This is a genomic window from Sphingopyxis sp. OPL5 (assembly GCF_003797775.2).
Lineage (GTDB): Bacteria > Pseudomonadota > Alphaproteobacteria > Sphingomonadales > Sphingomonadaceae > Sphingopyxis.
Genome location: NZ_CP060725.1, coordinates 1211154 through 1237425 on the forward strand (window position 1 = coordinate 1211154; position 26272 = coordinate 1237425).

A 26272-nucleotide genomic window follows, 5' to 3' on the forward strand; every position below is an offset into this window, starting at 1 on the left:
TTCCTTTCGAGCCCGCTGACTCGAAAGGACCATATATGGCGTGGATCATCCTGATGATCGCCGTTTTTACAGAAATCTGCTGGGCGCTCAGCCTCAAATGGGCTGCGACGATCGGATCGTGGCAAGCCTCCATCGTCCCCATCTCGCTCAGCTTTTTGAACATGGCGCTGCTGGCGTTTGCGATGCGCGGCATTTCGGCCGGGACCGCTTATGCCATCTGGACCGGCCTCGGCGCGGTCGGGGTGATCATCGGCGGCATCATATTGTTCGACGAACGCATCAGCGCGGTACAGATCGGCTTCATGGCGCTGATCGTGATCGGCGTCGCCGGAACGAAGCTTTTTGCGGCGAACTGACGCAGGTCCATTTTCTGGCGGGAGCGGACGTAAATATCCTCCCTGTGGCGGAGCCATGGGGAGGGGGACCGCACCCGAAGGGCGTGGTGGAGGGGCCGAAAGGTAGCGCGACGCCTGACGGCGTCGGCCCCTCCGTCAGCGGCTTTGCCGCTGCCACCTCCCCATCGCTGCGCGACAGGGAGGATTTAAAGAACGCCCGCTCCCCGCCCCAAAACAGCCGTCACCCCATCAAACTCTTGCTCGCCTGCTCGGTGGTATCGCGCGACAGCCCCGGCTGCGCCAATATCCGCTCCAACTCCGCCTTCATCATCGCCGCGCGCTGATCGTCGAAGCGCTTCCAGCGCCCCAGCGGCGGGATCATGCGGGCCGCGGTTTGCGGGTTCTTCGGATCGAGCGCGATCACCAGATCGGCGATCAGTTTATAGCCCGCACCGTCGGCCTGGTGGAACGCCGTCTGGTTTCCGGTCAGCGCGCCATAGAGCGAGCGCACGCGATTGGGGTTCGCCAGCGTGAAATCGGGGTGCCCCGCGAGGTCCTTCACCGCCGCGACCGTGTCGGAGCGCATCGACCAGGCCTGCACCTGAAACCATTTGTCGAGCACCAGCGGATTGTCGCGATAGCGCTGGTAGAAGATGTCGAGCGCGTGCGTCCGCTCGTCGCTGTCGCCATGCGCCAGCGTCGCGAGCGCCGCCTGCCGCTCGGTCATGCCGTCAGCGTTCGAGAAGATGCCGAACACCAGCGCCGGCACATCGGCGATGCCGGTCGCGGCAAGATAGGCGATCGCGACGCCGCGCAGGCGGCGGCCGCCCTTCGCCTTGGGCGACAGGTCGGTCGCGGGCGGCGCGGCGCCCGCGAGGATCGCGCGCCATTCGCCCTCGAGCGCGCGGCCGATCGCGGCCTGCAGCGCCAGGCGCTCGCGGCGGATCGCGTCGGGATCGACCGTCACCATCTGGTCGCCGACGAAGGCTTCGCTGGGCAGCAGCACTGCCTCGGCGACAAAGGCCGGATCGTCCGCCCGGCCCGCGAGCGTGCCCGCGACCGCGTCGATCACCGCCTGATGGTCGGCCGTTTCGCCCGACACCGCCGCCACCAGCGTGTCGAGCATCAACTGCTGCAACGCCTCATAGCGTGCAAAGGGATCGTCATCATGCGCCGCGAGCCAGGCCAGTTCGCCCGGCGCGCGGACATAATCGACGATCACCGGCGCAGAAAAACCGCGGTTGACCGACAAGGCCGGCCTCGCCGCGAAGGCGCCGAGCGGCACGCGCTGGCTCGCCCCGGTCAGCGTCACCAAAGTACCGGGCATCGCCGCCCCGCTGCCGTCCATCGCGAAGGCCGCCAGGCGCAGCGGCATCATCATCGGCTGCTTGTCGGGCTGGCCGGGCGTCGGCGGCACCGTCTGCGCGACGTCGAGGAACCAGTCGCCGCCAGCCTCGGCCAGCGCAAGCGTCAGCCGCGGCGTTCCCGCCTGTTCGTACCAGCGGCGGAACAGCGACAGGTCGATATCGCCGCCCTCCTCCATCGCGCGCACAAAATCCTCGCAGGTCGCGGCCTCGCCGTCGTGGCGCTCGAAATAAAGGTCGGTGCCGGCGCGGAACCGCTCGGGGCCGAGCAAAGTCGCCATCATCCGGATGATCTCGGCGCCCTTGTTATAGATGGTCGCGGTGTAGAAATTCGAGATTTCCTGAAAGCTGTCCGGACGGATCGGGTGCGCGAGCGGTCCGGCATCCTCGGGGAATTGCGCGGCGCGGAGCAGGCGGACATCCTCGATGCGCTTGACCGGCGGCGATCCCATGTCGGCCGAGAAGCTCTGGTCGCGAAAGACGGTGAAGCCTTCCTTCAGGCTGAGCTGGAACCAGTCGCGGCAGGTGACGCGATTGCCCGACCAGTTGTGGAAATATTCATGCGCGACGACCCCCTGCACCCCGTCATAGTCGAGGTCGGTCGCGGTATCGGCGTCGGCGAGGATGTAACGGGTGTTAAAGACGTTGAGCCCCTTATTCTCCATCGCCCCCATGTTGAAATCGCTGACCGCGACGATGTTGAACAGGTCGAGGTCATATTCGCGGCCATAGACGCGCTCGTCCCACGCCATGCTGTCCTTGAGCGCCTGCATCGCATGACCGGTGCGGCCCTCATCGCCCGCGCGCACCCAGATGCCGAGTTCGACCTCGCGCCCCGAAACGGTGGTGAAACTGTCGCGGTTGACCACCAGGTCGCCCGCGACGAGCGCGAAGAGATAGCTGGGTTTCGGCCAGGGGTCTTCCCACAACACCCAATGCGTGCCCTCCGGACCATCGCCCTGCTCGACGCAATTGCCGTTCGACAGCAGGATCGGAAAGGCGGTCTTGTCGCCCGCCATGCGCACGCGATAGCGGCTCATCACGTCGGGACGGTCGGGATGGAAGGTAATGCGACGAAAGCCCTCGGCCTCGCATTGCGTGCACAGCATGCCGTTCGATGCGAACAGGCCCATCAGATTGGTGTTGGCGCTCGGGTCGATCACCGTGTCGACCTCGACCGTCGCCGCCATGCGGTCGCCGAGATCGACGATCAGGTCGCGGCCCTGCATGCGCCAGTCGTTCCACACCGCGCCGTCGACGCGCACCTCGACCGGCGTGATCGCGTCGCCGCGCAGCGTCAGCGGCACCGGCGTATCGGCACGGCGCTCGATCGACAGGCTGGCCGACACCTTGGTCTCGTCGATGCCCAATGCGAAATCGAGCGCGACGTCGGGGACCTGCCATTCCGGCGGTCGGTAATCGCCGCGGTGGATGGTGACGGGAAGGACGGGCGTCGAGGAGGCATCGGTCATGCCGGCAGGTCTAGGCGCGGGCCGCAGCCTGCGCAATAAGGCGCGGCGATGGGACAGATGCTGATCTTTGGAATGGGCTATGCCGCAAGCCACCTCGCGCGGCGGCTGGAGGCGCGCGGCTGGGACGTGAGCGGGACGACGCGCGATGGTCGCGGCGGGACGCTCGCGTTCGGCGACCGCGATGCGGTGCTCGCCGCGCTGCGCCCGGCAACGCACATCCTGTCGTCGGTTCCGCCCTCGGACGGGCGCGACCCGGTGCTCGACCATTATGGCGATGCGATCGCGCTCGCCGGCGCCACATGGACGGGCTATCTCTCATCGACCGGCGTCTATGGCGACACCGGCGGGGCGTGGGTCGATGAGACCGCCCCGATCAAGGGCCGCCGCGCCGACCGCAACGCCGCAGACGCGGCCTGGCAGGCGTTGCGCGCCGACATGTGCGTGTTTCGCCTCCCCGGCATCTATGGCCCCGGGCGCAGCATCCTCGACCGCATCGGCGAAGGCCGCGCGCACCGCATCGCCCTGCCCGATCAGGTCTTCAGCCGTATCCATATCGACGACATCGCGAGCGGCGTAATCGCGTCGTTCGGCGGCCCCCCGGGCGTGTACAACCTCGCCGATGACGAACCTTGTCCCCAGAACCGCCTCGTCGAGTGGGGCTGCGCGATGCTCGGCGCGCCGGTGCCGCCTTTGCAGGCCCTCGACGAAGCCGGCCTGTCGCCCGCAGCGCGCGCCTTCTATGCTGAGAACCGCCGCGTCGCGAACGGCAAGGCGAAACGCCTGCTCGGCTGGACTCCACGCTATCCGAGCTTTCGAGAGGGGTTGGCAGCCTGTCTGTAACCGTCGCCCCCGCGAAGGCGGGGCGACGAGTCAGATCAACACATCCACCGTGTGGATCAGCACCCCAACCAGCCCGCCGACCAGCGTGCCGTTGATGCGGATATATTGCAGGTCGTCGCCGACCGCATTTTCCAGCCGGTCGGTGATCGTCTTGGCATCCCAGCCGCGGATCGTGTCCGACACAAGTTTCAGCGCGGTCTCGCCATAGCTGTCGACCGCGCCGACGACCGCGCGCCGCGCATAGCGGTTGAGCGTACGCTTGATATGGGCATCCTCGCCCAGCATCGCGCCGAACTGGGTGACGAGTTCGCCCAGCCTGCCGGCAAGCATGGTGTCGGGATCGCGCGCGGCTTTCAGCAGCGCGCCGCGGCCCTGTTCCCACAAACCATCGAGCCAGCGCTTGACCGCCTTGTTCTCGAGCAGTTCGTCGCGGACCCGCGCGACCTTCGCCTGCACTTCGGGATCGTGCTGCAGGTCGAGCGCCATCTTGGCGAGCCCTTCCTCGACACGGATGCGCAGCGGATGATCGGGTTCGACCGCCATTTCACTGAGCAGCTTGCCCAGCCCCGCGACGATGCGGTTCGAAATGCTTTCGTCGAGCCCGGTGAAGCGCACGATCGCATTCGAATTGTCGTGCACCATCTGGTGAATCAGATGGTCGTTGAGTTCGAGCGTCTTCGACCCCCATTTGACCATCGCGTCGAGCAACGGCTGATGCCGCCCCTCGGCCAGCGCCGCCTGCAGCGCCTGCCCCAGCAGCGGCGCGACGTCGAGTTCGCGTAAGCGGTCGGCGATCGCCGATTTGACCATGCCGCCCAGCCGCTGCTGGTCGAGCGCGCCGAGGCCGTCGGCGATGATCCGCGACGCGCCGCGTTTCAGCCGCCCGCCGCCTTCGCCCGGTTGCGACAGGAATTTGCCCACCGCGCCCGCGATGTCGACCGTCTGCATCTTGCGCGCGATCAGCCGCGGCAGCAGGAAATTGGTGAGCAGGAAGCGCGCGAGCGTGTCGCCGATGCGGTTCTTGTTGCGCGGCACGATCGCGGTGTGCGGGATCGGGATGCCCATCGGATGGCGGAACAGCGCGGTGACCGCAAACCAGTCGGCCAGCCCGCCGACCATCGCCGCCTCGGCAAAGGCGCGCACGAAACCCACCGCAGGGTGAACGTCCTGGAAATATTTGGCGCTGACGAAAACGATCGCCATCACGACGAGCATGCCGGTCGCGACGACGCGGATGTTGAGCCCGCCCGTCGGAACGGCAACGCCCACCCCCCGGTTGATATGGGGGGGGTGGGCGCGATCGGTATCGATTTGCGGCGAAACGCTGTCCGTCATGGCCATCCAATGGCGAAGCGCGGCAAAGGTTGCAACCGATGCCGCGCCGCGCGCTTTCGCGTCACTCCGCCGGGTGCGGTTCCGAAGGAATGCTGTGCGGCTTGGTGTCGTCGCCCGGCTTATAGGTCAACAGGTTGCGCGAGAAGAATCGGCCCAGGCGCTTTTCGATGCTGTCAGCGAGGCTGAAGCCCGCCGGCACGATCAGCAACGTCAGCATCGTCGACAGGATCAGGCCGCCGATCACCACCACGCCCATCGGCGCGCGCCAAGCGCCATCGCCCGACAGCGACAGCGCCGTCGGCACCATGCCCGCGACCATCGCGACCGTGGTCATCACGATCGGCTGCGCACGTTTGTGCCCAGCTTCGATCAGCGCCGCATGCTTGGGCATGCCCTTGTCCATCTCTTCGAGCGCGAAATCGACCAGTAGGATCGAGTTTTTGGCGACAATCCCGAACAGCATCAGCAGCCCGATGAACACCGGCATCGAGATTTCCATGCCGGTGACCAGCAGACCGATCAGCCCGCCGAGCGGCGCCAGCAACAGCGACGACATGTTCACGAGCGGCGACACGAAGCGGCGATAGAGCAGCACGAGCGTCGCAAAGACGAGGAGCAGGCCCGACACCACCGCGATCACGAAGTTGGTGAGCAATTCAGCCTGCCATTTCGCATCGCCCTGCACGACCTTGCGAATGCCCTGCGGCATCGTCTTGACGCCCGGCAGCGCGTCGATCTTCTTCTGCGCTTCGCCGGTCACCAGACCCGGCGCCAAGTCGGCACCGATGACAACGCGACGCGTCTGGTTATAGCGGCGGAGTTCGGTCGGACCGGCGCCGAAGCTCAGTTCGGCGACCGATTTCAGCGGAACCGTGGTCCCGCGCGTCGTCGGAACGGGCAGGTTTTCGAGCGTCGCGAGGCTGCGCCGCGATTCCTCCGACAGCAGCACCCGGATCGGGATCTGGCGGTCGGAAAGCGAGAATTTCGCCGCATTCTGGTCGATATCGCCCAGCGTCGCGATACGGATCGTCTGGCTCAGCGCGGCGGTCGTCACGCCGAGATCGGCGGCAAGGTCCATGCGCGGATTGACGATGATCTCGGGGCGCGGAATGTCGCCCTCGATCCGAGGCGCACGCAGTTCCTTAAGCTTGCCCATCTCGTTCACGATCTGGCGTGCATGTTTTTCGAGCGCGACCGGATCGTCGCCGCCGATGACCATCGTGATGTCACGGCCCGAAAAGCCGCCCGACTGGCTCTGGAAACGCACGCGAGCATCGGGGATCGCCGACAATTTGGGTTGTAGCGCGCGTTCCCATTCGACGCTCTTTTGCGGACGCTCCTTCTTCAGCGTGATGTACACGCCGCCACTGCCGACACCCACGTCATAGAAGGCATTCTCGACCGTCTTGTCCTTCGACAGGATCGCGTTGATCTGGTTCGAGATCGTCTCGCTCTGCGCCAGCGTCGAGCCCGGCGGCAATTCATAGCTGATCTGGCTGTAATCGCTGTTGATCGTCGGCTGGAACTGCATCGGGATCATGCGGCCGATAACGATGCTCAGCAGGAAGGCACCAACGCCGATCCCGACGATCCACACGCGATGGTCGAGAAAGATACGCCGGCCGATGCCGCGTCCGCCGCGTGCCCGCACCCGGTCGCGCGAGGCCTTTGCCTTGCTCTCGTCGAGCGTCCAGCGAAGGATTTTTTCATAGCGGTCGAGCATCGGCCCTTCGGCGTGCGACTGCTCGCCCTGCGCCGACAGAAAATAGGCTGCGATCATCGGCGTGATCATGCGCGCGACCGCGAGGCTCATCAGCACGGCAAAGACGACAGTCATGCCGAACTGGATGAAGAACTGTCCCGAAATGCCCGGCATCAGTGCAACCGGCAGGAACACCGCCACGATCGACATCGTCGTCGCGACCACCGCGAGACCGATTTCGTCGGCGGCGTCGATCGACGCCTGATAGGCGGTCTTGCCCATTCGCATATGCCGGACGATATTCTCGATCTCGACGATCGCGTCGTCGACGAGCACCCCGGCGACGAGGCTGAGCGCGAGCAGCGACAGGCTGTTCAGCGAAAAGCCCATCATGTCCATGAACCAGAAGGTCGGGATCGCCGACAGCGGGATCGCGAGCGCCGAAATCAGCGTCGCGCGCCAGTCGCGCAGGAACAGGAACACCACGACGACGGCGAGCACCGCGCCCTCGATCATCGCGAGCATCGAGCTGCGATACTGCTCCTTGGTATATTCGGTGCGCGTGAAGAGAATCTTGAAATTGACCTTGGGGTTGTTCTTCTTGATCTCGTCGAGCTTCTTCATCGTCTCGTCATGGACGGTGACGTCCGACGCGCCCTTGGCCTTTTCGATCGCGAAGGACAGCACCTGCCGTCCCTCGATCTTCGCCAGATTGCGCTGTTCGGCATAGCCGTCGCTGACGGTCGCAACGTCGCTGAGCCGGATCGTCCGACCGTTGCCGAGCGACAGCTGATAGTCGCCGAGTTGGTTCGCCGACCCGGCGTTGCCGAGCACGCGTACCGCCTGTTCGGATCCCGCGATCTCGGTACGGCCGCCCGCGGCATTGACGTTGACCTGGCGCAACTGCTGGTTGATCTGGCTCGCCGTCACGCCATAGCTCTGCATCCGCGCGGGATCGAGGATGACACGGATTTCGCGATCGACGCCGCCCGAGCGGCGCACCTGGCTCATCCCCGGGATCGACAGCAAGTCCTTGGCCACGGTGTTGTCGACGAACCACGACAGCTGTTCGAGCGTCATGTCGGTCGCCTCGACCGCGAAATAGGTGATCGGGCCGCCGGCGATGTCGACACGCACGACCTGCGGTTCGAGAATGCCGTCGGGCAGGTCGCTCCGGATCTGCGAGATCGCCTGGTTGACGTCGTTATAGGCGCGATCGATCGGCGTCCCGATCGCGAACTGGACCATCGTCCGGCTGTTGCCCTCGGAGACATAGGACGACATTTCGTCGACCCCGCTAACCCCGCGCACCGCCGCTTCGACCCGCTGCGTGACCTGCGTCTCGAGTTCGGTCGGTGCTGCGCCCGGCTGCACGACGATGACTTGGACGGCCGGGAATTCGATGTCCGGATTGTCGTTGACGTCCATCCGGTTGAAGCTGACCAGACCCGCGAGCAGCAACAGCACGAACAGCACGATCGGGGGGACCGGGTTGCGAATGCTCCAGGCCGAGATATTGCGGAAATTCATGCTCTTATCAGCCTCTCTGGCAACCGGTGCCCAGGATTAACGCGCCGTCTTCTGTAGGACGGGCTTGATGGTGTCGCCGACGTTGAGGAACGATCCGGCGAGCATGACGACGCGCTCGTTGCCGGTCAGGCCCGAGGCGATCGCGACGCCGGCATCGGAGACCGAGCCGACCTTGACCACGCGGCGCTCGACCTTGTTGTCGTTGCCGACGATCAGGACGAAGCTGCCCTCGGGGCCGCTCTGGACCGCACTTTCGGGCAGCAACGGCGCCTCGGCCGAACCGGCGACCAGCTTGGCATCGGCAAAGCCGCCGGGGCGCAGTTCGGCGCTGTACGGGATCGCGATCCGCACCATGCCCTGACGGGTCTGCGGATCGATGACCGGCGACTTCTGCCAGACCTGGCCGGCAATGCCTTGCGCGGCACCCACCGGTGTTACCGTCGCGCGGGTCCCGACCGGAATGCGCGCCAGATCGGCTTCGGCCAGCTGCGCCATCATTTCCATCTCGCCGCCCTTCGCCATCCGGAACAGCACGCCACTGCCCGAACTGACGATCTGCCCGGGTTCGACCTGACGCGTCAGCACCAGGCCCGCCGCCGGCGCGACGATGTTAAGGCGTCCGTTGCGCGCCTGCGCTTCGGCATATTGCGCCTGCGCGACGCGGACGCGCGCATTGGCGGCATCGCGGGTCGCGCGCTTGCGATCCATGTCGGCCTTGGAGATGAAGCCGCGCGATACCAGCGCCTCGGCACGGGTGAGTTCGGCCTGCGCCAGATCGGCGTCGGCCTGCGCCACGCGGATCGAGGCGGACAGCGCCGCGGCCTGCTGCGATTGGACCGAGCGGTCGATCACCGCCAGCGTCTGCCCCGCACCGACCCACTGGCCCGGCTCGACCAGCACGCGGACGACCTGACCACCCTCGCCGGCAACGCCGACGGGCATTTCGCGGCGCGCCGCGATGGTGCCGTTGGCCGAGATCTGCGCCTGAACCGATTGCTTGCCCGGGATCACGACGGTGATGTTCGGAATGCTTTCGCTCGATGGTCCGCCGGCGGACCCGCCGGCGGCGGCGGCGCCATCGCCCTTGCCCGCCGAAAAGGCGAAATAGGCCGCGGCGAGTGCCGCGAGGATCAGCGCGATCGCGACGATCAGCAGCATCCGGCGCCGACGATTGCCGGCCTCGTCATCATAGCCCGCGAGGCTGTCCATCACATCCACTTTCCGCTCGTAGTTCACGCCAAATTCCTCTGTCCCGCCCCAACCATGGCATGCGAGGGCCACGTCGTCCGTGCCCGCGAAGGGGCGCCGGAACCTCGGCCATTCTTCGCGGTGTATTATCCAATTAAATCACCCCTGACAAGGGGGAAACGCGACCGCACCGCTGCCCACGGCGCAGCGCTTCATAATCGGCCCGGCGGCCGAACTCCAGTGGCCTGGCGCCAAAAAAGGCGGCCGACTCGCGCCGACCGCCTTTTGGAAATCGATCCGGAAAGGACCGTCTATGTCAGCGGGATCAGCGGACCTTGCCGCGCCGCACGAGATTGACGATCCCGAGCAAGACCACCGCGCCGATGAAAGCGGTGAGCAAGGTCATCGGATCGAAGGCGTCGCCGCGCAAATGCCCGCCGCCGAGGAAGCGGCCGAACAGGAAACGGCCGAGGATCGAACCGAGACAGCCGACGATGATATTGAGGAAAATGCCCTGTTGCGCGTCGGTGCGCATCACGATGCTCGCGAGCCAGCCGATGACGCCGCCCATGACAATTGCGATAATCCAAGTCATATATGACCCCCTACGATCGTTTTGGATGCCCGAATATTACCGGGCAGACGCGATGGTAAACCAAATCGCGTCAACCGCCTAGCGATATGGCGGCGACGCCGAACGCCGCCGCCACGGGTGTCAGCGGACGCTGCCGCGACGCACCAGGTTGATCAGGCCGAGCAGCACGACCGCGCCGATAAAGGCCCACAGCAGACCGATCGGGCTGAAGGTACTGAGGCTGGCGCCCATGCCGAACATGCCGCCCAATATATTGCCGAGAAAAGCGCCGACGATACCGACGACGACATTCAGGATGATGCCCTGCTGTGCGTCGGTGCGCATGACGATGCTGGCTAGCCAGCCGATGATTCCGCCGACGATCAGCGTGATGATGATACCCATAGACACACTCCCTTATTGCCGGACCTGCGGAGCACGCAGACCGGGTGACTTCCGGCAACGCCTGATGGCGTCCGAACCTCGTTTTGCCGATGTCAGCACAATGCGATGGGAGCGCAAAAGGTTCCCGGCCGGTCCGCAAGGACGCGGCCGGGAAAGTGGGATCCGTTCCGATCTGGGAACTTCTCCGGGTCGCAAGCGGAGGGATAAGCAGGCGGGGGCGACGGCGGTGTGACAGAAGTCACAGGGCGCACGAAATATTTGGCGGCGGTTGCGGACAGGTCGGTTTCGGGGTGGGGCGCGGATGGTCCTTAAATCCTCCCTGTCGCGCAGCGATGGGGAGGTGGCAGCGGCAAAGCCGCTGACGGAGGGGCCGACGCCGTCAGGCGTCGCGAAACCTTTCGGCCCCTTCACCATTCGCTTAGCGAACGGTCCCCCTCCCCATGGCTTCGCCACAGGGAGGATATTTACGTCCGCTTGCGCCCGAAAGCCGACGTTCCAACGACTGCCTGCCCTGCATCAGTCGAGGCCACTGCCCCACCCGCATCGCGCGCACGCGAAATGGGGGCCGGCATCGCTGCCAACCCCCACTATCCGGTATCCTTCCGGTCGCTGCCCGCTTGCCTTCATCCCGGTCCGCTTCTCTTGCGATCGGCGGCCCGCAAAACGACGCTTGCGGCGCGTTCCGGAGCTATCCGGCGATGGTTTGGTCGGCCCCCTTTCGGGGGCCGGCCGCACCTGGAAAGCCCTTCATCATCTCTTCTATGCGTCTGCCGAAGCAATCGCTGCCCAAGCGATGGACTGCATTTCCTGTCCCGATCGGGTCCGCCTCAACTCGTGGGAATCGCGGCGTTCCGTGACCAGGGTATCGGTCCACTTCCTCGTCGTTCCGGTCCGTTTCCTTCCGGTCGGTCTTGCAACCTTCCTTCGTGTCCCGGCGGTCCGTCGTCTCCGTCGTCCGATGGTTGGAAGCTGACATGAGTCGGCGGGGTCGCCAACAAAAATTGCAGCGAAACGCCCCCGATTGCGCCGGCGACTGTGGATAAGTCCGGCATTAGCAACTAGCGGATTCGCCGCAGCATTTTTGTAACAAGAGTGCAGCATTTTCGGATTCGGTTTTCGAAAAGCCGGCCGCGACTCATCGCCGCGACTCGGTTTTTCAGACGCGACTCAGGCGCGTCCCAAATCGCCCTTGCCCACCGTCCCCGACGCCATCTCCAGCATCCGGTCGAGGCTCTTGCGCGCGGCGAGGCGAAGTTCCTCGTCCATCTCGATCCGCGGCTGCAGGTCGCGGAGCGCGATGTAGAGCTTCTCCATCGTGTTGAGCGCCATGTACGGGCAGATGTTGCAGTTGCAGTTGCCGTCGGCCCCCGGCGCCCCGATGAAGGTCTTTTCGGGGATCGCCAGTTCCATCTGGTGGATGATGTGCGGTTCGGTCGCGACGATGAGCGTATCCGACGGGAAGGTCTTGGCGAATTGCAGGATGCCGCTGGTCGACCCGACATAATCGGCATGGTCGACGATATGCGGCGGGCATTCGGGGTGGGCGGCGACCGGCGCGCCGGGGTGCTGTGCCTTGAGCTTGAGCAGCTCGGTTTCGCTGAACGCCTCATGGACAATGCACACGCCCGGCCACAGCAGCATGTCGCGTCCGAACTTGCGGTTGAGATAACCACCCAGATGCCGGTCGGGACCAAAGATGATCTTTTGGTCCTCGGGGATCTGGCTGATGATCATCTCGGCGCTCGACGAAGTGACGATGATGTCGCTGAGCGCCTTCACCGCCGCCGAGCAGTTGATGTAGGTCAGCGCGATATGGTCAGGATGCTTCTCGCGGAAGCGCTTGAACTGTTCGGGCGGGCAACTGTCCTCGAGGCTGCACCCGGCATCCATGTCGGGCAGGATGACGATCTTTTCGGGGCTGAGGATCTTCGCGGTCTCGGCCATGAACTTGACGCCGCAAAAGGCGATGACGTCGGCGTCGGTGTCCGCGGCCTTGCGCGACAGTTCGAGGCTGTCGCCGACAAAATCGGCGAGATCCTGAATCTCGGGCTTCTGGTAATAATGCGCAAGGATAACGGCGTTGCGTTCCTTGCGGAGCCGGTCGATTTCGGCCCGCAGGTCGAGGCCGGAGAGGTTTTCACGGATCGGAGCAGTCATCTTACTTCCTTGTCAGAGCAGGAATTTCCCGCCCCTCTACACGTCCCCCGCCAGCGGGGCAATTCGCCGCGTCAGCCGCCGGTCAGCCGCGCCGCCAGCGCGATCACCGGCGGCGCCAGCGACAGGAGATAGATGGTGGCGCGCACCGCGATGACAATGAGGAAGATGGCCTTGGTCGCCGGATGAACCCGCCCGAAGGTGCGGCGGTCGTGCAGCGCGATGATGCCGACGACGGCGAGCTGGATCAGGCCGATCGGGATATCGGACCAGCCGATCATCAACGGCATCGGCAGGATGCGCCCGAGCGCGGGTTCGAGTATGACGATCGTCGCGCCGATCATCAGCCGTCGGTGCCATTGCGTCGCGTGCCGCCGGCGCACCGCCCACCAGACCATCGCGCCAAAGACCAGCGCCTCGACCGTCGTCAACGCGAGGAAATAGGGCGGCGAGAAAAAGGGCGGAAAGCGGTTCAGCACAAGCGACGCCAGACCGGTGAAAATCCCCAGCCCGGTGATGACGAGCGCAAGCCCGCCGCCGATACAACCGAGCCGCCGGTGCAATGGCAGCTCGGCCCGCGACACCAGCGTCGGCTGGACGATCAGCAGGCCGAGCCAGGCGAGCATCGCGATCCCGTGGAGATGCACCCAGAAGGGCGCGGCCACGGGGTCGACGAACCCGCGCAAGGCGAATTGCGCAAAGCCGAAGATAATGAAGACCGCGAGGCCGATCGCCATCCGCTGCCAGAAACGCTCCGCGGGAATCACCCCCGCCGCCGCCGTCGCCATGCCATACCCCCCCAGGTTGGTTGCACGGCAGGACTAGCGCAGCGAAGGCCGCGCGCAAAGGCCGATTCAGTCGGCCGTGTCCCCGGCGAAGCGCGCGGTCACCTTGGCGTCGATACCCGCCGCCTTCAGCGGCATGGCAAAGCTCTGCTCGATGGCGGTGCGCGCCGCACCCTGCGCCAGGCGCATGGGGGTCGTGGCCCTGGCCTGCTTGATCAGTTCGTCCTGCGCCGCCTTGCGGTTCGCGTCGTCGAGCGTCTTTTCGGCATCGGTCAGCGTCAGCAGGATCGCGCCGTCGCGAAACTCACTGATCGCGTCGATGTCGATCTCGGGTCCGGCGAGCCGCAACGGCGGCAGCGTCACGGTCAGCGTGCCCGCCTCGGCATTCCAGTCGAGGTCGGATTGCTTGAGCTTCGCGAGGTCGAGTTCGTACCGCACCGTGCCCGGCATGATCAGCGTCTTCTTGGCGCTCAGCCCGAGCCGGCTCTGCGTCGAGGTCACCACCGCGACATAACGCGCGGTGAAGGGTACGAGGATATTCTGTTCCTGCAGGCCCTGCAGACTCGCGGCCACCACGGTCTCGGGCTCATAACCGCGCTGCCAGTCCTGCCAGGCGCGCCAGCCGAGGAAAACCCCAACAGCGAGCACGACAAGGATCAGGATGCGGAAGAGCGAGCGGCTCATGCGACCAGCCGCCATGCGTCGGCTTCGCGCGCTACGCGGCCGCGCTGCTCGAGATCGAGCAGGTGCGCGAGCACCGACCGCCCGGCAGCACCGGTCAGGCGCGGGTCGAGACCCTTGTACATATGCGACACCATCTCGGGGATAATGGTCGTGCCGCGTTCGAGTTCCTTCAAAATCTGGCGCTCGCGCTGTTTACGGTGGCCCAGCATGCCGCGCACCAACTGCCGGGGCTTGGTCACTGCGGGGCCGTGCGCGGGATAATAGACGCGGTCTTCGCGCTCATAGAGTTTCGACAGGCTGGCCATATAGGCGGCCATATCGCCGTCGGGCGGGCTGACAACGCTGGTCGACCAGGCCATCACATGATCGCCGGTGAACAAGGCACCGCTTTCGAGCAGCGCGAAGCAGAGATGGTTCGAGGTATGACCGGGGGTCGCCACCGCCTCGATCGTCCAGCCGTTGCCCGAAATCCGCTCGCCGTCGAGGAGGACGCGATCAGGGGCATAATCGGGATCGAAGGCCGAATCGGCGCGCGGGCCGCTGTCGCTGATCACCAGCGGAGCGCAGCCGATGATTGGCGCGCCGGTCGCCTCGCGGAGCGGAGCGGCGGCGGGGCTGTGGTCGCGGTGGGTGTGGGTACAGAGGATCGCCGCGACGCGCGCATCGCCAACCGCGCGCAGGATCGCGTCGACATGGCCAACCCCATTGGCATCGGCAGGGTCGCCGACGCTGAAACCGCTGCCCGTCGGGCCTGGGTCGATCACCGCAACGTCGCTGCTCGCCCCGACGATCCACGTCTGGGTGCCGGTGAAGGTATAGGGCGAAGGGTTCGGCGCGAGAACGCGGCGCACGAGCGGCTCATGCTGCTCGCAATCGCCGGCGTGGATAGAGTCGGGCCAAGGCTTTTCGTCGCTCATGGGGTGCATGTGGCATTGCGGGCGGCGGAGCAAAAGGGGATCGGCGAAGAAATTCGGACGAGCGAGCGCCTTAAGGGCACAAAAGCCCCGCATGACGCGCCAACAAATGAGTCCTTTGTGGCTTTAAGCGATGCGACGGGCGAGGCGGCGAGCTTGTTTTTCCGAGAAGGCACCGGAGCGGTCGGCTGGCTCATCCGCAAGGGTAGATCATGGCGGGGCAAATTAGGAAAGCCCGATTTTGGGGATCGCGGTTTTCGAGCGATTGCGGCCCTAAATCCTCCCTGCGGCGCAGCCGTGGGGAGGGGGACCGCCGCGCAGCGGTGGTGGAGGGGCTGCGGCCTTGCGCCAGCCTTTGACGGCGTCGGCCCCTCCGTCAGCGCTTCGCGCTGCCACCTCCCCATCGCTGCGCGACAGGGAGGAGCGGCAACGTCCACTTCCCGCCCCAAAGCGGAAATCGCACCCCTGCAAAGAAAAAGGGAGCGGTCGCCCGCTCCCTTTCCCCGCCCCTGCCGCAGATGCCCACCGGGGAGAAGGCACCCGCGTCAAAGCTGAAACTGTCAGTCGACCGGTTTTTCGAGGTCGGCGATCGCGCGGTCGAGGTCGGCGGCGACCTTGGCGCGAATCTCGTCGGACATGCGCCGGCCCGCTTCGCCCTCGGCGAACTGGTCGCGCGCCTTTTTGAGCGCCGACAATTGGGCCGTCCTGTCCATGCCGCCGCCACAGCGGACCATCACGACGCGGCTGTGCTTCCTGCCGTCCTTGTCGTCGCGGCTCACCAGCGGCGTCGACTTCTGGCCCTCGCCGCAGTTGATCGCCGAGAAACTCTTGCCGTCGAACGACTGCCAGGCACCGGGAGCCATCGGCGGCATCGGGGGCATGGGCGGCATCGGCGGGATGGGGGCAAGCGCGAACTGATGCTTGCGCTTCGCCTCCAGCTTGTCGGCGATCGCCTCGGCCTGCGCGCCGGTGACGCCCTGTTCCTTCAGCGTCGCGAGGATGTCGTCGCGCGACAGCGCGCCGGGCATGCGCAGTTCGAACCGCTTCGCCCTGGCGTCGCCGGGCGCGAAGACCATGGCTTTGCCCTCGCCGTCCTTGACCTCGCCGTTGCGGATCACGATGCGATGCACCTCGCGCTTCGTGCCGTCCCTGGCGGTCGCATCGCCCTCACCATGCTCTTCGCTGGTGAAGATCATCACGCGCGGGGTGCCGGCGATGGCCTCGGGGGCCTCGGGCGCTTCGGGCGGCAGCGGCGCGCCGGGAGCCCCGGGCGGCGGCGGGGGTGCGGGCGGCGCGGCGAGGTCGCTTTGCGCACTCGCGATCCCGGCCGGGACCAGCGTCGCGGTCGTCGCGAGCACCGCGAGCGTCGCGCCGCCGACGAGCAGCCGTCCGACGAGGCCGCGCTTCTTCGAAATATCCTGCTGCATCAGCATCGTCAGTCTCTCCTGCAAATTGTCATGCACCGCCATCGGCGCTGCGAGCGACAGCCGCGAGCCGACAGCCGCCTTGGCAATGGCCGTCGCATAGCGCGCGGTGCGAACATTGCGCGGCGCGCTGTCGGTCAGCGCGAGGACCCGCGCGTCGCACGCCGCCTCCTGGTCGAAACGAAAGGCGCGGAGCGCGCGCCAGGCGAAGGGGTTGAACCATTGCACCGACAGCAGCAGCAGCGCGGCGGCATTCGCCCACAGATCGCCGTGCCGGTGATGCGCCAGTTCATGGTCGATCGCGAGCGCGCGTTCCTCGATCACATAGCGCGCGAAGAAGTCCTGCGGCACCGCGACATAGCGGCGCCACAGGCCGAAGGCGACGGGCCCGTCGACCGCGTCGGTCATCACCAGCCGGATCGTCCCGATCGGTTCGAGCACCACCGCGCCGGTCAGCACCTGACGGCGGAAGCGACGGTGCGACACCATGGCCGCGATCAGCACCGCAACCATGCCCGCCGCCCAGGCGGTGAAAAGAACCGGCAGCACGTCGGCCATGGTCAGCAGCGGAGCCGCCTGCACCGTCGGCGCCGCCGCGACCGTATCGGTCGGGGCGAGCATGATCAGTTCGGTAACGGGTTCGGCCGCCGAAGGGATCGCCGCCGCGATGGCGGGGACGACCTCGGGCTGCGCGAAGGGCAGCGGCGGCAGCAACAGGCGCAGCGCGGGCACCGCCCACAGCGCATAGGTGAGCCCCGGGCCGAAATGGCGCGCGAAGGGCTTACGGATCAGCAGGATCATCAGGACGAGCACGGCGGTCGTGACCAGCGTGTCGCCCCAGGCCTGGAAGACCATATCGGCGCTCATGACTTGAGCCTCCTGAGCAGCGCCTCGATCTCGGCGATGTCGGTATCCGACAGCGCTTCGCGCTCGGCGAGATGGGCGATCAGCGGGCTGACCCGGCCGCCGAACAGGCGATCGACGAAGCGCTGCGATTCATCGCCCACCGCATCGGCGCGCTCGACCGCGGGGCTGTAGAGAAAGCGGCGACCCTCGGCCTCGGCGGTCACCGCGCCCTTCTGGACGAGGCGTGCGACGAGCGTCTTGACCGTCGCGAGCGTCCAACCGTTGGCGGCCCCGACATTCTCGGCAAGATCGGTCGCGCTCTGCGGGGATTCGTCCCACAGCGCCGACAAGATCTGCATTTCGGATTCGCTGGCGCGTTCTGCCATCGTGGAACCCCTCCCTTCGGCCTCATCTGCGATACGACTACAGATGTAGTCAATAGGCTGAACCGATGATGAATGAAGCTGAACGGCGCTGAGGGCACGATCGTCGCTGGGCTGAAGGCATGGCGAAGTGGCAGCGCGCAGCGCTGACGGAGGGGCCGACGCCGTCGAGCGGCAGCACAAGGCCGCGGCCCCTCCACCACTCGCTTCGCGAGCGGTCCCCCTCCCCATGGCTTCGCCACAGGGAGGACCGACCTGTCGGGATTTTTGACACCCCCGATGCCCGGTAAGGAATTGCTAACCAGCATCTCCCCCGAAAACCGCGATGTCGCCAAACTGGCACGCGCCTTGTATGGTATCGGATGTTCCCGAGTGTTCCGCTCAAAGGAGCGGTGGGGGACATCAGTCTGGTCCCTGATGTCCCCTGCCCCCACTCAGGACATCCCCACTTACCCCCGACGCGACGGGGGGCGGAGCGGCCGAAAGCCCCGCCCCCCGGACGCACTTTCAGCCCCTTGACGCTGCGGCACGCCAAACAGCGCCGCGAAATGCGCGCGATCAAGCCGCTGCCGCAAATCCTCCGAAAACCCGGCCTTCGTCATAATATGTATTTTTGTTGCATGTTTTAAGTTCCGCGAATAGATGCGCGTCATATGCATGTTCGGAGCGAGTCGTGGAACAGGACGAGCAGATCGACGAAACCGCGCTCGAGCGCCTGATCCCCGCCTTCTACGACCGCGTGCGCGCCGATACGAAGATCGGCCCGCTGTTCAACGACGCGGTGCACGACTGGCCCGGCCATCTGGAAAGGCTGGTCGCCTTCTGGTCGTCGGTGATGCTGACCAGCGGCCGCTACAAGGGCAGCCCGATGGCCGCGCACCTGAAGCACAAGGCGCACATCACCCCCGCGATGTTCGACCGCTGGCTCGCGATCTGGACCGCGACCACCGACGAACTGCTCGCGCCCGCGGCGGCTGCCGCACTGCAGGCGAAGGCCGCCCGCATCGCCGAAAGCCTGCAACTCGCGCTTTTCTTTCGCCTCGAAGATCCTGGCATCCGGGCCAGCTGACCTTCATCTGGTTCAGGACAAAACCCCTATGCGCACCGCCTCCGCCGAGACGCGGGCCTGTGAGACCCCCGACGCGTCCCGAAGCCGCGTACCGGCACAAAAAGGCCCGCCGACGCACTCCAGCGTCGGCGGGCCCTTTTGTTCGGAAAGGCGATGTTCCCTTATTCGGCGCGCGCCGGGACGTCGGCGACCAGCGTGTGCAGTTCGCCCGCCTCCCACATTTCCATCATGATGTCGCTGCCGCCGACGAATTCGCCCTTCACATAGAGCTGGGGGATCGTCGGCCAGTCGGAAAACTCCTTGATGCCCTGACGGATCTCCATGTCCTGCAGCACATCGACGGTGTCATATTCGACCCCGAGCCGGTCGAGCATCGCGATCGCGCGCGACGAAAAGCCGCATTGCGGGAACAAGGGCGTGCCCTTCATAAAGAGCAGGACGGCATGGTCGCCAACCAGCTTGGCGATACGATCATGGGTGGCTTCGGTCATGGTGCAGTCTCCGGTTGGACGCGATGTCGCGCCCGAAAATCATCTGGTTCCTATGAAGGAACGCCGGTGGTCAATTGCAAGGCATGAAGTTCACCGCCCATGCGTCCGCCGAGTGCGGCGTACACCGCCTTATGCTGCGCGACGCGGGTCAGCCCTCGAAAACTCTCGCTGACGACATGCGCGGCATAATGGTCGCCGTCGCCGGCGAGGTCGGTGATCGTCACCTCCGCACCGGGGAAAGCGGCGGCAATCATCGCCTGCAGATCGGATTCGCGCATCGCCATCGCGCGGCGCCTACTGCTTGTCCATGAATTGGCGGCGCGCTTCGACCGCCTTGTCGTTCAGCGCTGCGCGGATTTCGGCGTCGCTGATCTCGACCTGCGCTGCGGTCAGGTCGCCCGCGAGCTTGCGGATCACGTCCTCGTCGCCGGCTTCCTCGAAATCGGCCTGGACCACCGCCTTGGCATAGGCGTCGGTTTCCTCGGGGGTCAGCCCCATACGCTCGGCGGCCCATTCGCCGACCAGCCGGTTGCGGCGTGCGGTGATGCGGAACTGCACCTCCTGGTCGCGGGCGAACTGCGCCTCAAATGCTTTTTCGCGATCGTCGAATGCGCTCATCATATCCTCTTGGTTTGAAACCTGTCGGCTTGCAGATAGGTCGGGCGGCCAAGGCACGCAAGGCGCCTGTGCGCCAGATCACTTCCCTTTTGAATGCGAAGGGGTTAGGGTTCGCGCCAACGGTTATGGGTCGTACCGCAGCAACAAAGACTGCGCCTTGCCGCCATCGGGCTGGCACGGCGCCCTTGCGTTTGTGTTTGGGGGATTACGTTCATGGCCGCTCGACGTCCGTTTTTCGTCTCGTTTCTGGGAATGCTGGCGCTTGCCGCACCCGGGACGGCGTCGGCGCAGGCGTCCGATCCGACGCTGCGCGACAGCTTCGCGATCGGCGACAAGGGCGGGTCGCTGTGCGAGGTCCAGTCGACGGTACGCGACTCGGTGATCACCGGCATGTTCGACCGCGCGTGGATGATCGTCTGCCGCGATGCCGGCCAGCCCGTCGGCTATGTCCGGATGCTGCGCGCGACCCCGGCCGAAACCCAGGCCCGCGTCGATCGCGCGCGCGCCGGCACGATCGCCTGTACAGCGACGGACAACTGCATGGTCAAGGACAGCGACGTCCAATGGACCACGCGCATCGAGGGCGAGGGCAACACCAGCTACGCAGTCGAGGGCTTTACCGCCTATAAGGACGCGCTGAACCTCGCGCTCGAATCGATCCGCCAGCGCAAGGTCGCCTCCGGCACGATCAATGTCGCGACCACCTCGATCGGCGGCAACGACGGCTTTGCCCGCACGCTCGCAGGGACGATCGACGTCGATCGCGCGCTCGCCGAGGGTTATCGCCGCAACCACAGCGGCGATTATGCCGAGGCCGCCGAATTTTTCGAAGCGCTGTCGCGTCGCGCGCTCGAGGAACAGGCCGCCGCCGACATCGACCCGACCGAATTCACCCTCAACCGCGCGCTGCAGAAATCGAACCTCGGCGAATTCGCCGAGGCCGAGCGGCTGTTCGGCGAGGTCGAGGCGATCCCGACCACCGATGCGGTGCAATTGCGCCTCCGCCGCAATTTCCGCGCGATCCACGCGCTCAACCAGCGCGATTATGCCGGCGCCGCCGACCTGCTCAACACGCCGATCCCGCCGCTGGCCAGCGCGGTCACCGTGGCGGGCGACGCCGTGACGCTGACCCCCGAGATCGTCGCCGGGGTCAACAGCGGCAGCAATTCGCGCGCGATCCGCCAAAGTTCGGACAATGAGCGGCTGACCCCGCTCGAACGCGCGCAGATCATCGACGCGCAGGCGGTCCACCTGCTCGGCACCGTCGAGCGGCTGCGCGGCAATCCGGCGGCGGCGAAAGCGGCGCAGCTCAAGGGGCTGGCCGACGCGATGGCGGTCCGCGAAGGCCGCGTGACCTCGATCGTGCGGCTGCGCTCGCAAATGCTCGGCGAACTCGCGCTCGCCGAAGAGGCCGCGGGCGACAAGGACGCCGCCGATGCGCGCTTCCTGGAATCGATCAACGCGCTCGCGGTCGAATATCCCGAAACCAACGCGCTCGCCTCGGCTCGCGCGCGCTATGCGGCCTTCCTGACCCGCCAGGGCCGCGATGGTGAGGCGATGACGATCTATCACGACGTCGTCGGCGCGCTCGCGAGTTCGCAGCGCTCGACCTCGGGCATGGCGAACATGATGGCGCCCTACTACCGGCTGCTCGCTGCCAAGGCCGCGAGCGACCCCGCCGCGGTCGGCGACTTCTTCGTCGCCAGCCAGTTGCAGGTCCGCCCCGGCGTCGCCGATACCCAGGCAGTGCTGGCGCGCGAATTGTCGAGCGGCAGCGCCGAAGGATCGCGGCTGTTCCGTCAGGCGACGACGCTGAACCGCGACATCGAACGCGCCCGGATCGAGGATGCGCGGCTCGCGCAAATGGTGGAAACGCCCGAAATCAACGCGCTGCGTGCCGATCTCAAGACGCGGCTCGACAATCTTGGCTTCCAGCAGGCCGAAACCGTCGCCGCGCTGTCGGCCTATCCGCAATATCGCGTCGTCGCGCCGGGCAAGCTCGACCTTGCCGAACTGCAAGCGGTGCTGCGTCCCGACGAGGGCTATCTCAAGATGCTCGTCGTCGGCGATGCCGTTTATGCGATGCTGATCGACACCAAGGGCGCGCAGCTGTGGCGCTCGGACATCAGCACGACGCAGCTCGAGAATGCGGTCGACAGCGTCCGCTCGACGATCTCGATCGTCGAAAATGGCCGCCGCGTCACCTATCCCTTCGACGCCGCGACCGCGCGCAGCCTTTACACCCAGTTGTTCGGCCCGGTCGCCGACCGGCTGCCGACGATCGCCAACCTGATCTTCGAACCCGATGGCGCGATGCTGCGGCTGCCGATCAACCTGCTGATCACCGCCGATACCGGGCTCGCCGATTATGAGCAGCGCCTGCTCGATCCGGGGGCCGACGCGTTCGACATGCGCCGGATTGCCTGGCTCGGGCGGACGACGCGGCCGAGCACCGCGGTGTCGGCGCTCGCGTTCCGCAACGCGCGCCAGGCGGCACCGTCGAATGCGACGCACCAATATTTCGGGCTCGGGCAGAATCTGCCGGTGGGGCCCGCCCTGCCCTCGCTCGGGTCGCGCGGCGCCGCCGGCGGGGTCGACGACAATTGCCAATGGGCGCCCTCGCAGTGGAACCGCCCGATCTCGGCCGACGAACTGAACACGGCGCGCGTCGCGATGGGCGACCGGGCGGCGGCGCTGCTGACCGGCGGCGCCTTCACCGATACGGCGGTCAAGGCGCGGGCGGACCTCAACGACTATCGCATCATCCATTTCGCGACCCACGGCCTCGTCACCGCGCCGCGGCCATCGTGCCCGGCGCGGCCGGCGCTCGTCACCTCGTTCGGCGACAGCGATTCGGACGGCCTGCTGACCTTCCAGGAAATTTACGACCTCAAGATCAACGCCGACCTGGTGATCCTGTCCGCCTGCGACACCGCGGGCGCCGCCTCGGTCAGCGCGACGCGCGAGGCCGGCGTCGCGAGCGGCGGCGGCAATGCGCTCGACGGGCTGGTCCGCGCCTTCATCGGCGCTGGCGGCCGATCGGTGATCGCGAGCCACTGGCCCGCCCCCGACGATTTCGACGCGACCAAGCGGTTGATCGGCGGATTGTTCGCGGCACGGCAGGGTGAGAGCGTCGGCGACGCCCTGTGGGCAACGCAGACGCTGCTGATGGACGAAAAACAGACCTCGCATCCTTATTATTGGGCGGGCTTCGCGATCATCGGCGACGGCGGCCAGGCGCTCCTCCACGGCGGCACCGCGACCGCAGCGGCACCGCAGACCGGAGAGGCCGCCGGCCGCGCCGCCCGCTGATCCGATGACCGAAACCCCGACGACCGAACCAGAGGCGGCGCCCGAAGCCGCGGCCGAAAAGCGCGCAGCCATCCCGCTGCGCAAACAGGTGCGGCGGCTGTTCACCCAGCTTGGACCGGCGCGACTGGCGACGACGCTGATCTTCCTGGTCGTCGCGATATTCGTCGCGCGGATGAGCTGGCAATTGCCGCTCGCCGGCGACGCCGAACGCGCGCTCTACGACAGCCGCGCCTCGCTGACGGCGCAGCATGTGGGGCAAGACCCGCGCATCGTCATGATCACCTATAATGACGAGACGCTGTTCAACACCGGGATCCGCTCGCCGCTCGACCGCACCCTGCTGACGACGGCGCTCGCCAACATCGACGCGATGGGCGCTAAGGCTATCGGCATCGATATCCTGTACGACTCACCGCGCCCCGACGACGACGCGCTGAAAGCGCAATTGCGCGCGATGAAGACGCCCACCTGGCTCGCCTATCTCTCGCAATCGGACAACCCGACCACCATCCAATATCAGCAACAGCAATTCCTCGACGCGTTTCTGGCCGATGTGACCACCGCCAGGACCCACCCGACCAGCGTGCGCTTCCGCACCGACGAGGACGGGGTGATGCGCAACTGGCCCGACCGGCCCAAGGGGTTGCCGCCGCTGATGGCCAATGCGCTGGCGCCGGTCGACAAGGCGCATGCCGACTATCAGGGCAATATCCGCTTCCGCTTGCCCGCCCGCGCCGATGCGGAGCAGGAAGAGCCGGTCTTCGCCAATATCCCGATCGACAGCTTCGCCATCCCGATGGACGACGAGACGCGCGCCGGTTTCGCCGAACTGGTGCGCGGCCGTTATGTGCTGATCGGCGGCGACATCGTCGACAACGACCTGTTCACCACCCCGCTGTCGCGCCTGCCCGACCTGCAAACGGGCGAACGCGAGCAGATGATCGGGCTGGAGGTGCACGCGCATATGCTGGCGCAGCAACTCGACGGCGCATGGTCGAACCCGGTTCCGGGCTGGGGCCTGTGGGCGCTCGCGCTGCTCGTCGTGATCGCGGGCGGGCTCACCAGCCTGATCGACCTCAAGGCGCGCTGGGTGGTGCTGATCTTCATCGCCCAGATGCTGTTTTTCCTCGCCTATCCCTTCTGGCTGCAAAAAATCGGGGTCGACACCACCGGCCTGCCCGCCTTCGGGCAGGCGCTCGGCTGGCTGTTCGGCTTCGTCGCGGTCGGCTCGGCGGCGCGCGCCGTCGGCTCGCGCCAGCGCGCCTTCGCGCAATCGGCGCTCGGCAAATATCTGCCCGCCGACGTCGCCGAACAGATCATGCGCGACCCCGAACAGCTGTCGCTGCACGGTGAGCGGCGCAACATCTTCTGCGTCTTCACCGACCTCGAGGGCTTTACCAAGCTCAGCCACGCGACGACGCCGGAAACCGTCGCGCGCCTGCTCAACGCCTATCTCGACCGCCTGTCCGACGTCGTGCTGAGCCACGGCGGCACGATCGACAAATTCGTCGGCGACGCGGTCGTCGCCTTCTGGGGCGCGCCATTGAGCCGCCCCGACGACGGACCGCAAGCCGCCGCCGCGGCGATCGCGATGTACGAGGCGGGCGAGAAATTCCGCGTCGACCTCGCCGCCGAGGATGTGCCGCCGCTCGGCATGACGCGCGTCGGGCTGCATGTCGGCGACGCGATCGTCGGCAATTTCGGCGGCGAGGGCCGCATCCAGTACACCGCGCTCGGCGACAGCATGAACACCGCGTCGCGGCTCGAAGCCGCGAACAAGAGCCTGAAGACCGGCGTCCTGATCTCGGCCGAAGCCGAGGCGCGCGCGAAGCGCGACGATCTGGTGCCGATGGGCCGGGTGACGCTGCGCGGCCGCGCGCAACCGGTCGACACCTTCACCCCGCGTCCCGACCTCAGCGCCGACCAGCGCGCGCGCATCGCCGAAATGGTTGCGGCGCACGCGGCGGGCGATAAAAATCTTTATGTGACCTGCGCCACAGCGGTGGGCGCCGAATTCAGTCACGATACATCCATCCTGTTCTTGATAGAACGACTGAACGAGACCGAAAGTGGAGAAAGCTATGTCCTGTCCTGAGATCCGCACGCGCCGGCTGGGATTGACCGCCGCCGCCGCGCTCGTCGCGATCGCCGTCACCGGCACCGCCGCGGCGCAATCGATGGTCGTCCGCTCGACCGGGCCGTCGGCCTCCAAATATCCGGCGGGCACCAAGCTCAAGAACAGCGACCGCGTGACGCTCGTCGCGGGCGACAAGGTCGTGCTGATCCAGGGCGGCAAGACCAAGACGCTGACCGGCGCGGGCACCTTCACCGCCGGCGCCACCGTCGTCGCCAGCCAGTCGATGGGCACCACCGTCACCCGCATGATGGCCAAGCGGCCGATGGCGACGCGCGGCGGGGCGTCGCGCGGGCCGGAGGAAATGAGCGCCGAGAACCGCGCGCCCAATTTGTGGCTGCTCGATTATCGCGCCGGCGGCACCTTCTGCGTCGCCGATCCGGCGACGCTGATGCTGTGGCGCCCCGACATGACGAGCGACACTGCGCTGACCATCGCCAGCGGCGACAAGAGCGAGACGGTGGCGATCGTCAGCGGCGCGCAATTCCGCAAATGGCCGACCGACAGCCTGCCCGTGCAATATGACGTCGACTATCGCCTCTCGGGCGGCGGGCTCGCCGCGCCGGTGACGGTCCGCTTCGCCGCGCTCGCGGCGATGCCCGAAACCCCCGACGCCGCCGGCGAAATGCTGCTCGGCAAGGGCTGCACGCCGCAGCTCGACAGGCTGGTCGACGCGATGGCCGAATCGGAAGCGACGGGCGGTTGACGGAAAC

Annotated in this window: 21 protein-coding genes; 6 read left to right on the forward strand and 15 right to left on the reverse strand. The window is 66.4% G+C overall.

Annotation, left to right across the window (positions count from 1 at the left end):
• The first annotated feature begins 35 nt into the window (after window positions 1-35).
• Window positions 36-356 carry a DMT family transporter gene (locus EEB18_RS05870; protein WP_187141634.1) on the forward strand — a complete coding sequence of 107 codons (321 nt, stop codon included), beginning with the start codon at window positions 36-38 and terminating at the stop codon, window positions 354-356.
• A 220-nt stretch (window positions 357-576) separates the two neighbouring features.
• On the opposite strand, the gene pepN is transcribed toward EEB18_RS05870, so the two are convergent.
• Window positions 577-3171 carry an aminopeptidase N gene (pepN, locus tag EEB18_RS05875; RefSeq protein ID WP_187141635.1) on the reverse strand — a complete coding sequence of 865 codons (2595 nt, stop codon included), beginning with the start codon at window positions 3169-3171 and terminating at the stop codon, window positions 577-579.
• Window positions 3172-3219: 48 nt separating this feature from the next.
• Here pepN and EEB18_RS05880 point away from each other — a divergent pair, with 48 nt between their 5' ends.
• Window positions 3220-4011, forward strand: coding sequence for an SDR family NAD(P)-dependent oxidoreductase (locus EEB18_RS05880; RefSeq protein WP_187141636.1), 792 nt, complete (start codon window positions 3220-3222; stop codon window positions 4009-4011).
• Window positions 4012-4041: 30 nt separating this feature from the next.
• Here the strand turns inward: EEB18_RS05880 and EEB18_RS05885 are convergent, their stop codons facing one another.
• From EEB18_RS05885 to EEB18_RS05935, 11 genes are all read right to left on the reverse strand, one after another.
• On the reverse strand, window positions 4042-5226 hold the full coding sequence (locus tag EEB18_RS05885; RefSeq protein ID WP_235535555.1) for a DUF445 domain-containing protein: 1185 nt from the start codon (window positions 5224-5226) through the stop codon (window positions 4042-4044).
• Window positions 5227-5407: 181 nt separating this feature from the next.
• On the reverse strand, window positions 5408-8578 hold the full coding sequence (locus EEB18_RS05890; protein WP_187141637.1) for an efflux RND transporter permease subunit: 3171 nt from the start codon (window positions 8576-8578) through the stop codon (window positions 5408-5410).
• A 36-nt stretch (window positions 8579-8614) separates the two neighbouring features.
• Window positions 8615-9787, reverse strand: a complete 1173-nt coding sequence (locus EEB18_RS05895) for an efflux RND transporter periplasmic adaptor subunit (protein WP_187141648.1) — start codon at window positions 9785-9787, stop codon at window positions 8615-8617.
• Window positions 9788-10091: 304 nt separating this feature from the next.
• Window positions 10092-10361, reverse strand: a complete 270-nt coding sequence (locus EEB18_RS05900; protein WP_056343170.1) for a GlsB/YeaQ/YmgE family stress response membrane protein — start codon at window positions 10359-10361, stop codon at window positions 10092-10094.
• A 120-nt stretch (window positions 10362-10481) separates the two neighbouring features.
• Window positions 10482-10745 (reverse strand): GlsB/YeaQ/YmgE family stress response membrane protein, encoded by a 264-nt coding sequence (locus EEB18_RS05905; RefSeq protein ID WP_056343173.1) that lies wholly within the window; start codon window positions 10743-10745, stop codon window positions 10482-10484.
• A 1167-nt stretch (window positions 10746-11912) separates the two neighbouring features.
• Complete coding sequence (gene nadA / locus EEB18_RS05910; RefSeq protein ID WP_187141638.1) at window positions 11913-12902, reverse strand: quinolinate synthase NadA; 990 nt, start codon at window positions 12900-12902, stop codon at window positions 11913-11915.
• Window positions 12903-12973: 71 nt separating this feature from the next.
• Window positions 12974-13687: an adenylate cyclase gene (locus tag EEB18_RS05915; RefSeq protein WP_187141639.1), complete on the reverse strand. Its 714-nt coding sequence runs from the start codon at window positions 13685-13687 to the stop codon at window positions 12974-12976.
• 66 nt (window positions 13688-13753) lie between these two features.
• Window positions 13754-14368 (reverse strand): DUF4230 domain-containing protein, encoded by a 615-nt coding sequence (locus tag EEB18_RS05920; protein ID WP_187141640.1) that lies wholly within the window; start codon window positions 14366-14368, stop codon window positions 13754-13756.
• Window positions 14365-15285 (reverse strand): MBL fold metallo-hydrolase, encoded by a 921-nt coding sequence (locus tag EEB18_RS05925; RefSeq protein WP_187141641.1) that lies wholly within the window; start codon window positions 15283-15285, stop codon window positions 14365-14367. The genes EEB18_RS05920 and EEB18_RS05925 overlap by 4 nt, the downstream gene beginning before the upstream one ends.
• A 557-nt stretch (window positions 15286-15842) precedes the next feature.
• Entirely contained in the window at window positions 15843-17573 is a 1731-nt protein-coding gene (locus EEB18_RS05930) for a M56 family metallopeptidase (RefSeq protein WP_187669086.1), read from the reverse strand.
• Window positions 17570-17938, reverse strand: a complete 369-nt coding sequence (locus tag EEB18_RS05935; protein WP_187141878.1) for a BlaI/MecI/CopY family transcriptional regulator — start codon at window positions 17936-17938, stop codon at window positions 17570-17572. The genes EEB18_RS05930 and EEB18_RS05935 overlap by 4 nt, the downstream gene beginning before the upstream one ends.
• A 670-nt stretch (window positions 17939-18608) precedes the next feature.
• Between EEB18_RS05935 and EEB18_RS05940 the strand changes: the two genes are divergently transcribed.
• Window positions 18609-19004, forward strand: a complete 396-nt coding sequence (locus tag EEB18_RS05940) for a group III truncated hemoglobin (RefSeq protein WP_187141879.1) — start codon at window positions 18609-18611, stop codon at window positions 19002-19004.
• A gap of 161 nt (window positions 19005-19165) precedes the next feature.
• On the opposite strand, the gene grxD is transcribed toward EEB18_RS05940, so the two are convergent.
• The 3 genes from grxD to EEB18_RS05955 are packed head-to-tail and all read right to left on the reverse strand — an operon-like array spanning window position 19166 to window position 20113.
• Window positions 19166-19495 carry a Grx4 family monothiol glutaredoxin gene (grxD, locus tag EEB18_RS05945; protein WP_056343201.1) on the reverse strand — a complete coding sequence of 110 codons (330 nt, stop codon included), beginning with the start codon at window positions 19493-19495 and terminating at the stop codon, window positions 19166-19168.
• A 50-nt stretch (window positions 19496-19545) separates the two neighbouring features.
• Window positions 19546-19779, reverse strand: coding sequence for a BolA/IbaG family iron-sulfur metabolism protein (locus tag EEB18_RS05950; protein WP_056343204.1), 234 nt, complete (start codon window positions 19777-19779; stop codon window positions 19546-19548).
• A gap of 10 nt (window positions 19780-19789) precedes the next feature.
• A complete protein-coding gene (locus EEB18_RS05955; protein WP_056343429.1) occupies window positions 19790-20113 on the reverse strand; it encodes a DUF1476 domain-containing protein in 324 nt (107 codons plus the stop codon).
• 213 nt (window positions 20114-20326) lie between these two features.
• On the opposite strand from EEB18_RS05955, the gene EEB18_RS05960 reads away from it, so the two are divergent.
• The 3 genes from EEB18_RS05960 to EEB18_RS05970 are packed head-to-tail and all read left to right on the forward strand — an operon-like array spanning window position 20327 to window position 26265.
• Entirely contained in the window at window positions 20327-23425 is a 3099-nt protein-coding gene (locus EEB18_RS05960; RefSeq protein ID WP_187141880.1) for a CHAT domain-containing protein, read from the forward strand.
• 4 nt (window positions 23426-23429) lie between these two features.
• Window positions 23430-25520 carry an adenylate/guanylate cyclase domain-containing protein gene (locus EEB18_RS05965; protein ID WP_187141881.1) on the forward strand — a complete coding sequence of 697 codons (2091 nt, stop codon included), beginning with the start codon at window positions 23430-23432 and terminating at the stop codon, window positions 25518-25520.
• Window positions 25507-26265: a hypothetical protein gene (locus EEB18_RS05970; RefSeq protein ID WP_056343214.1), complete on the forward strand. Its 759-nt coding sequence runs from the start codon at window positions 25507-25509 to the stop codon at window positions 26263-26265. The genes EEB18_RS05965 and EEB18_RS05970 overlap by 14 nt, the downstream gene beginning before the upstream one ends.
• Window positions 26266-26272: the final 7 nt, after the last annotated feature.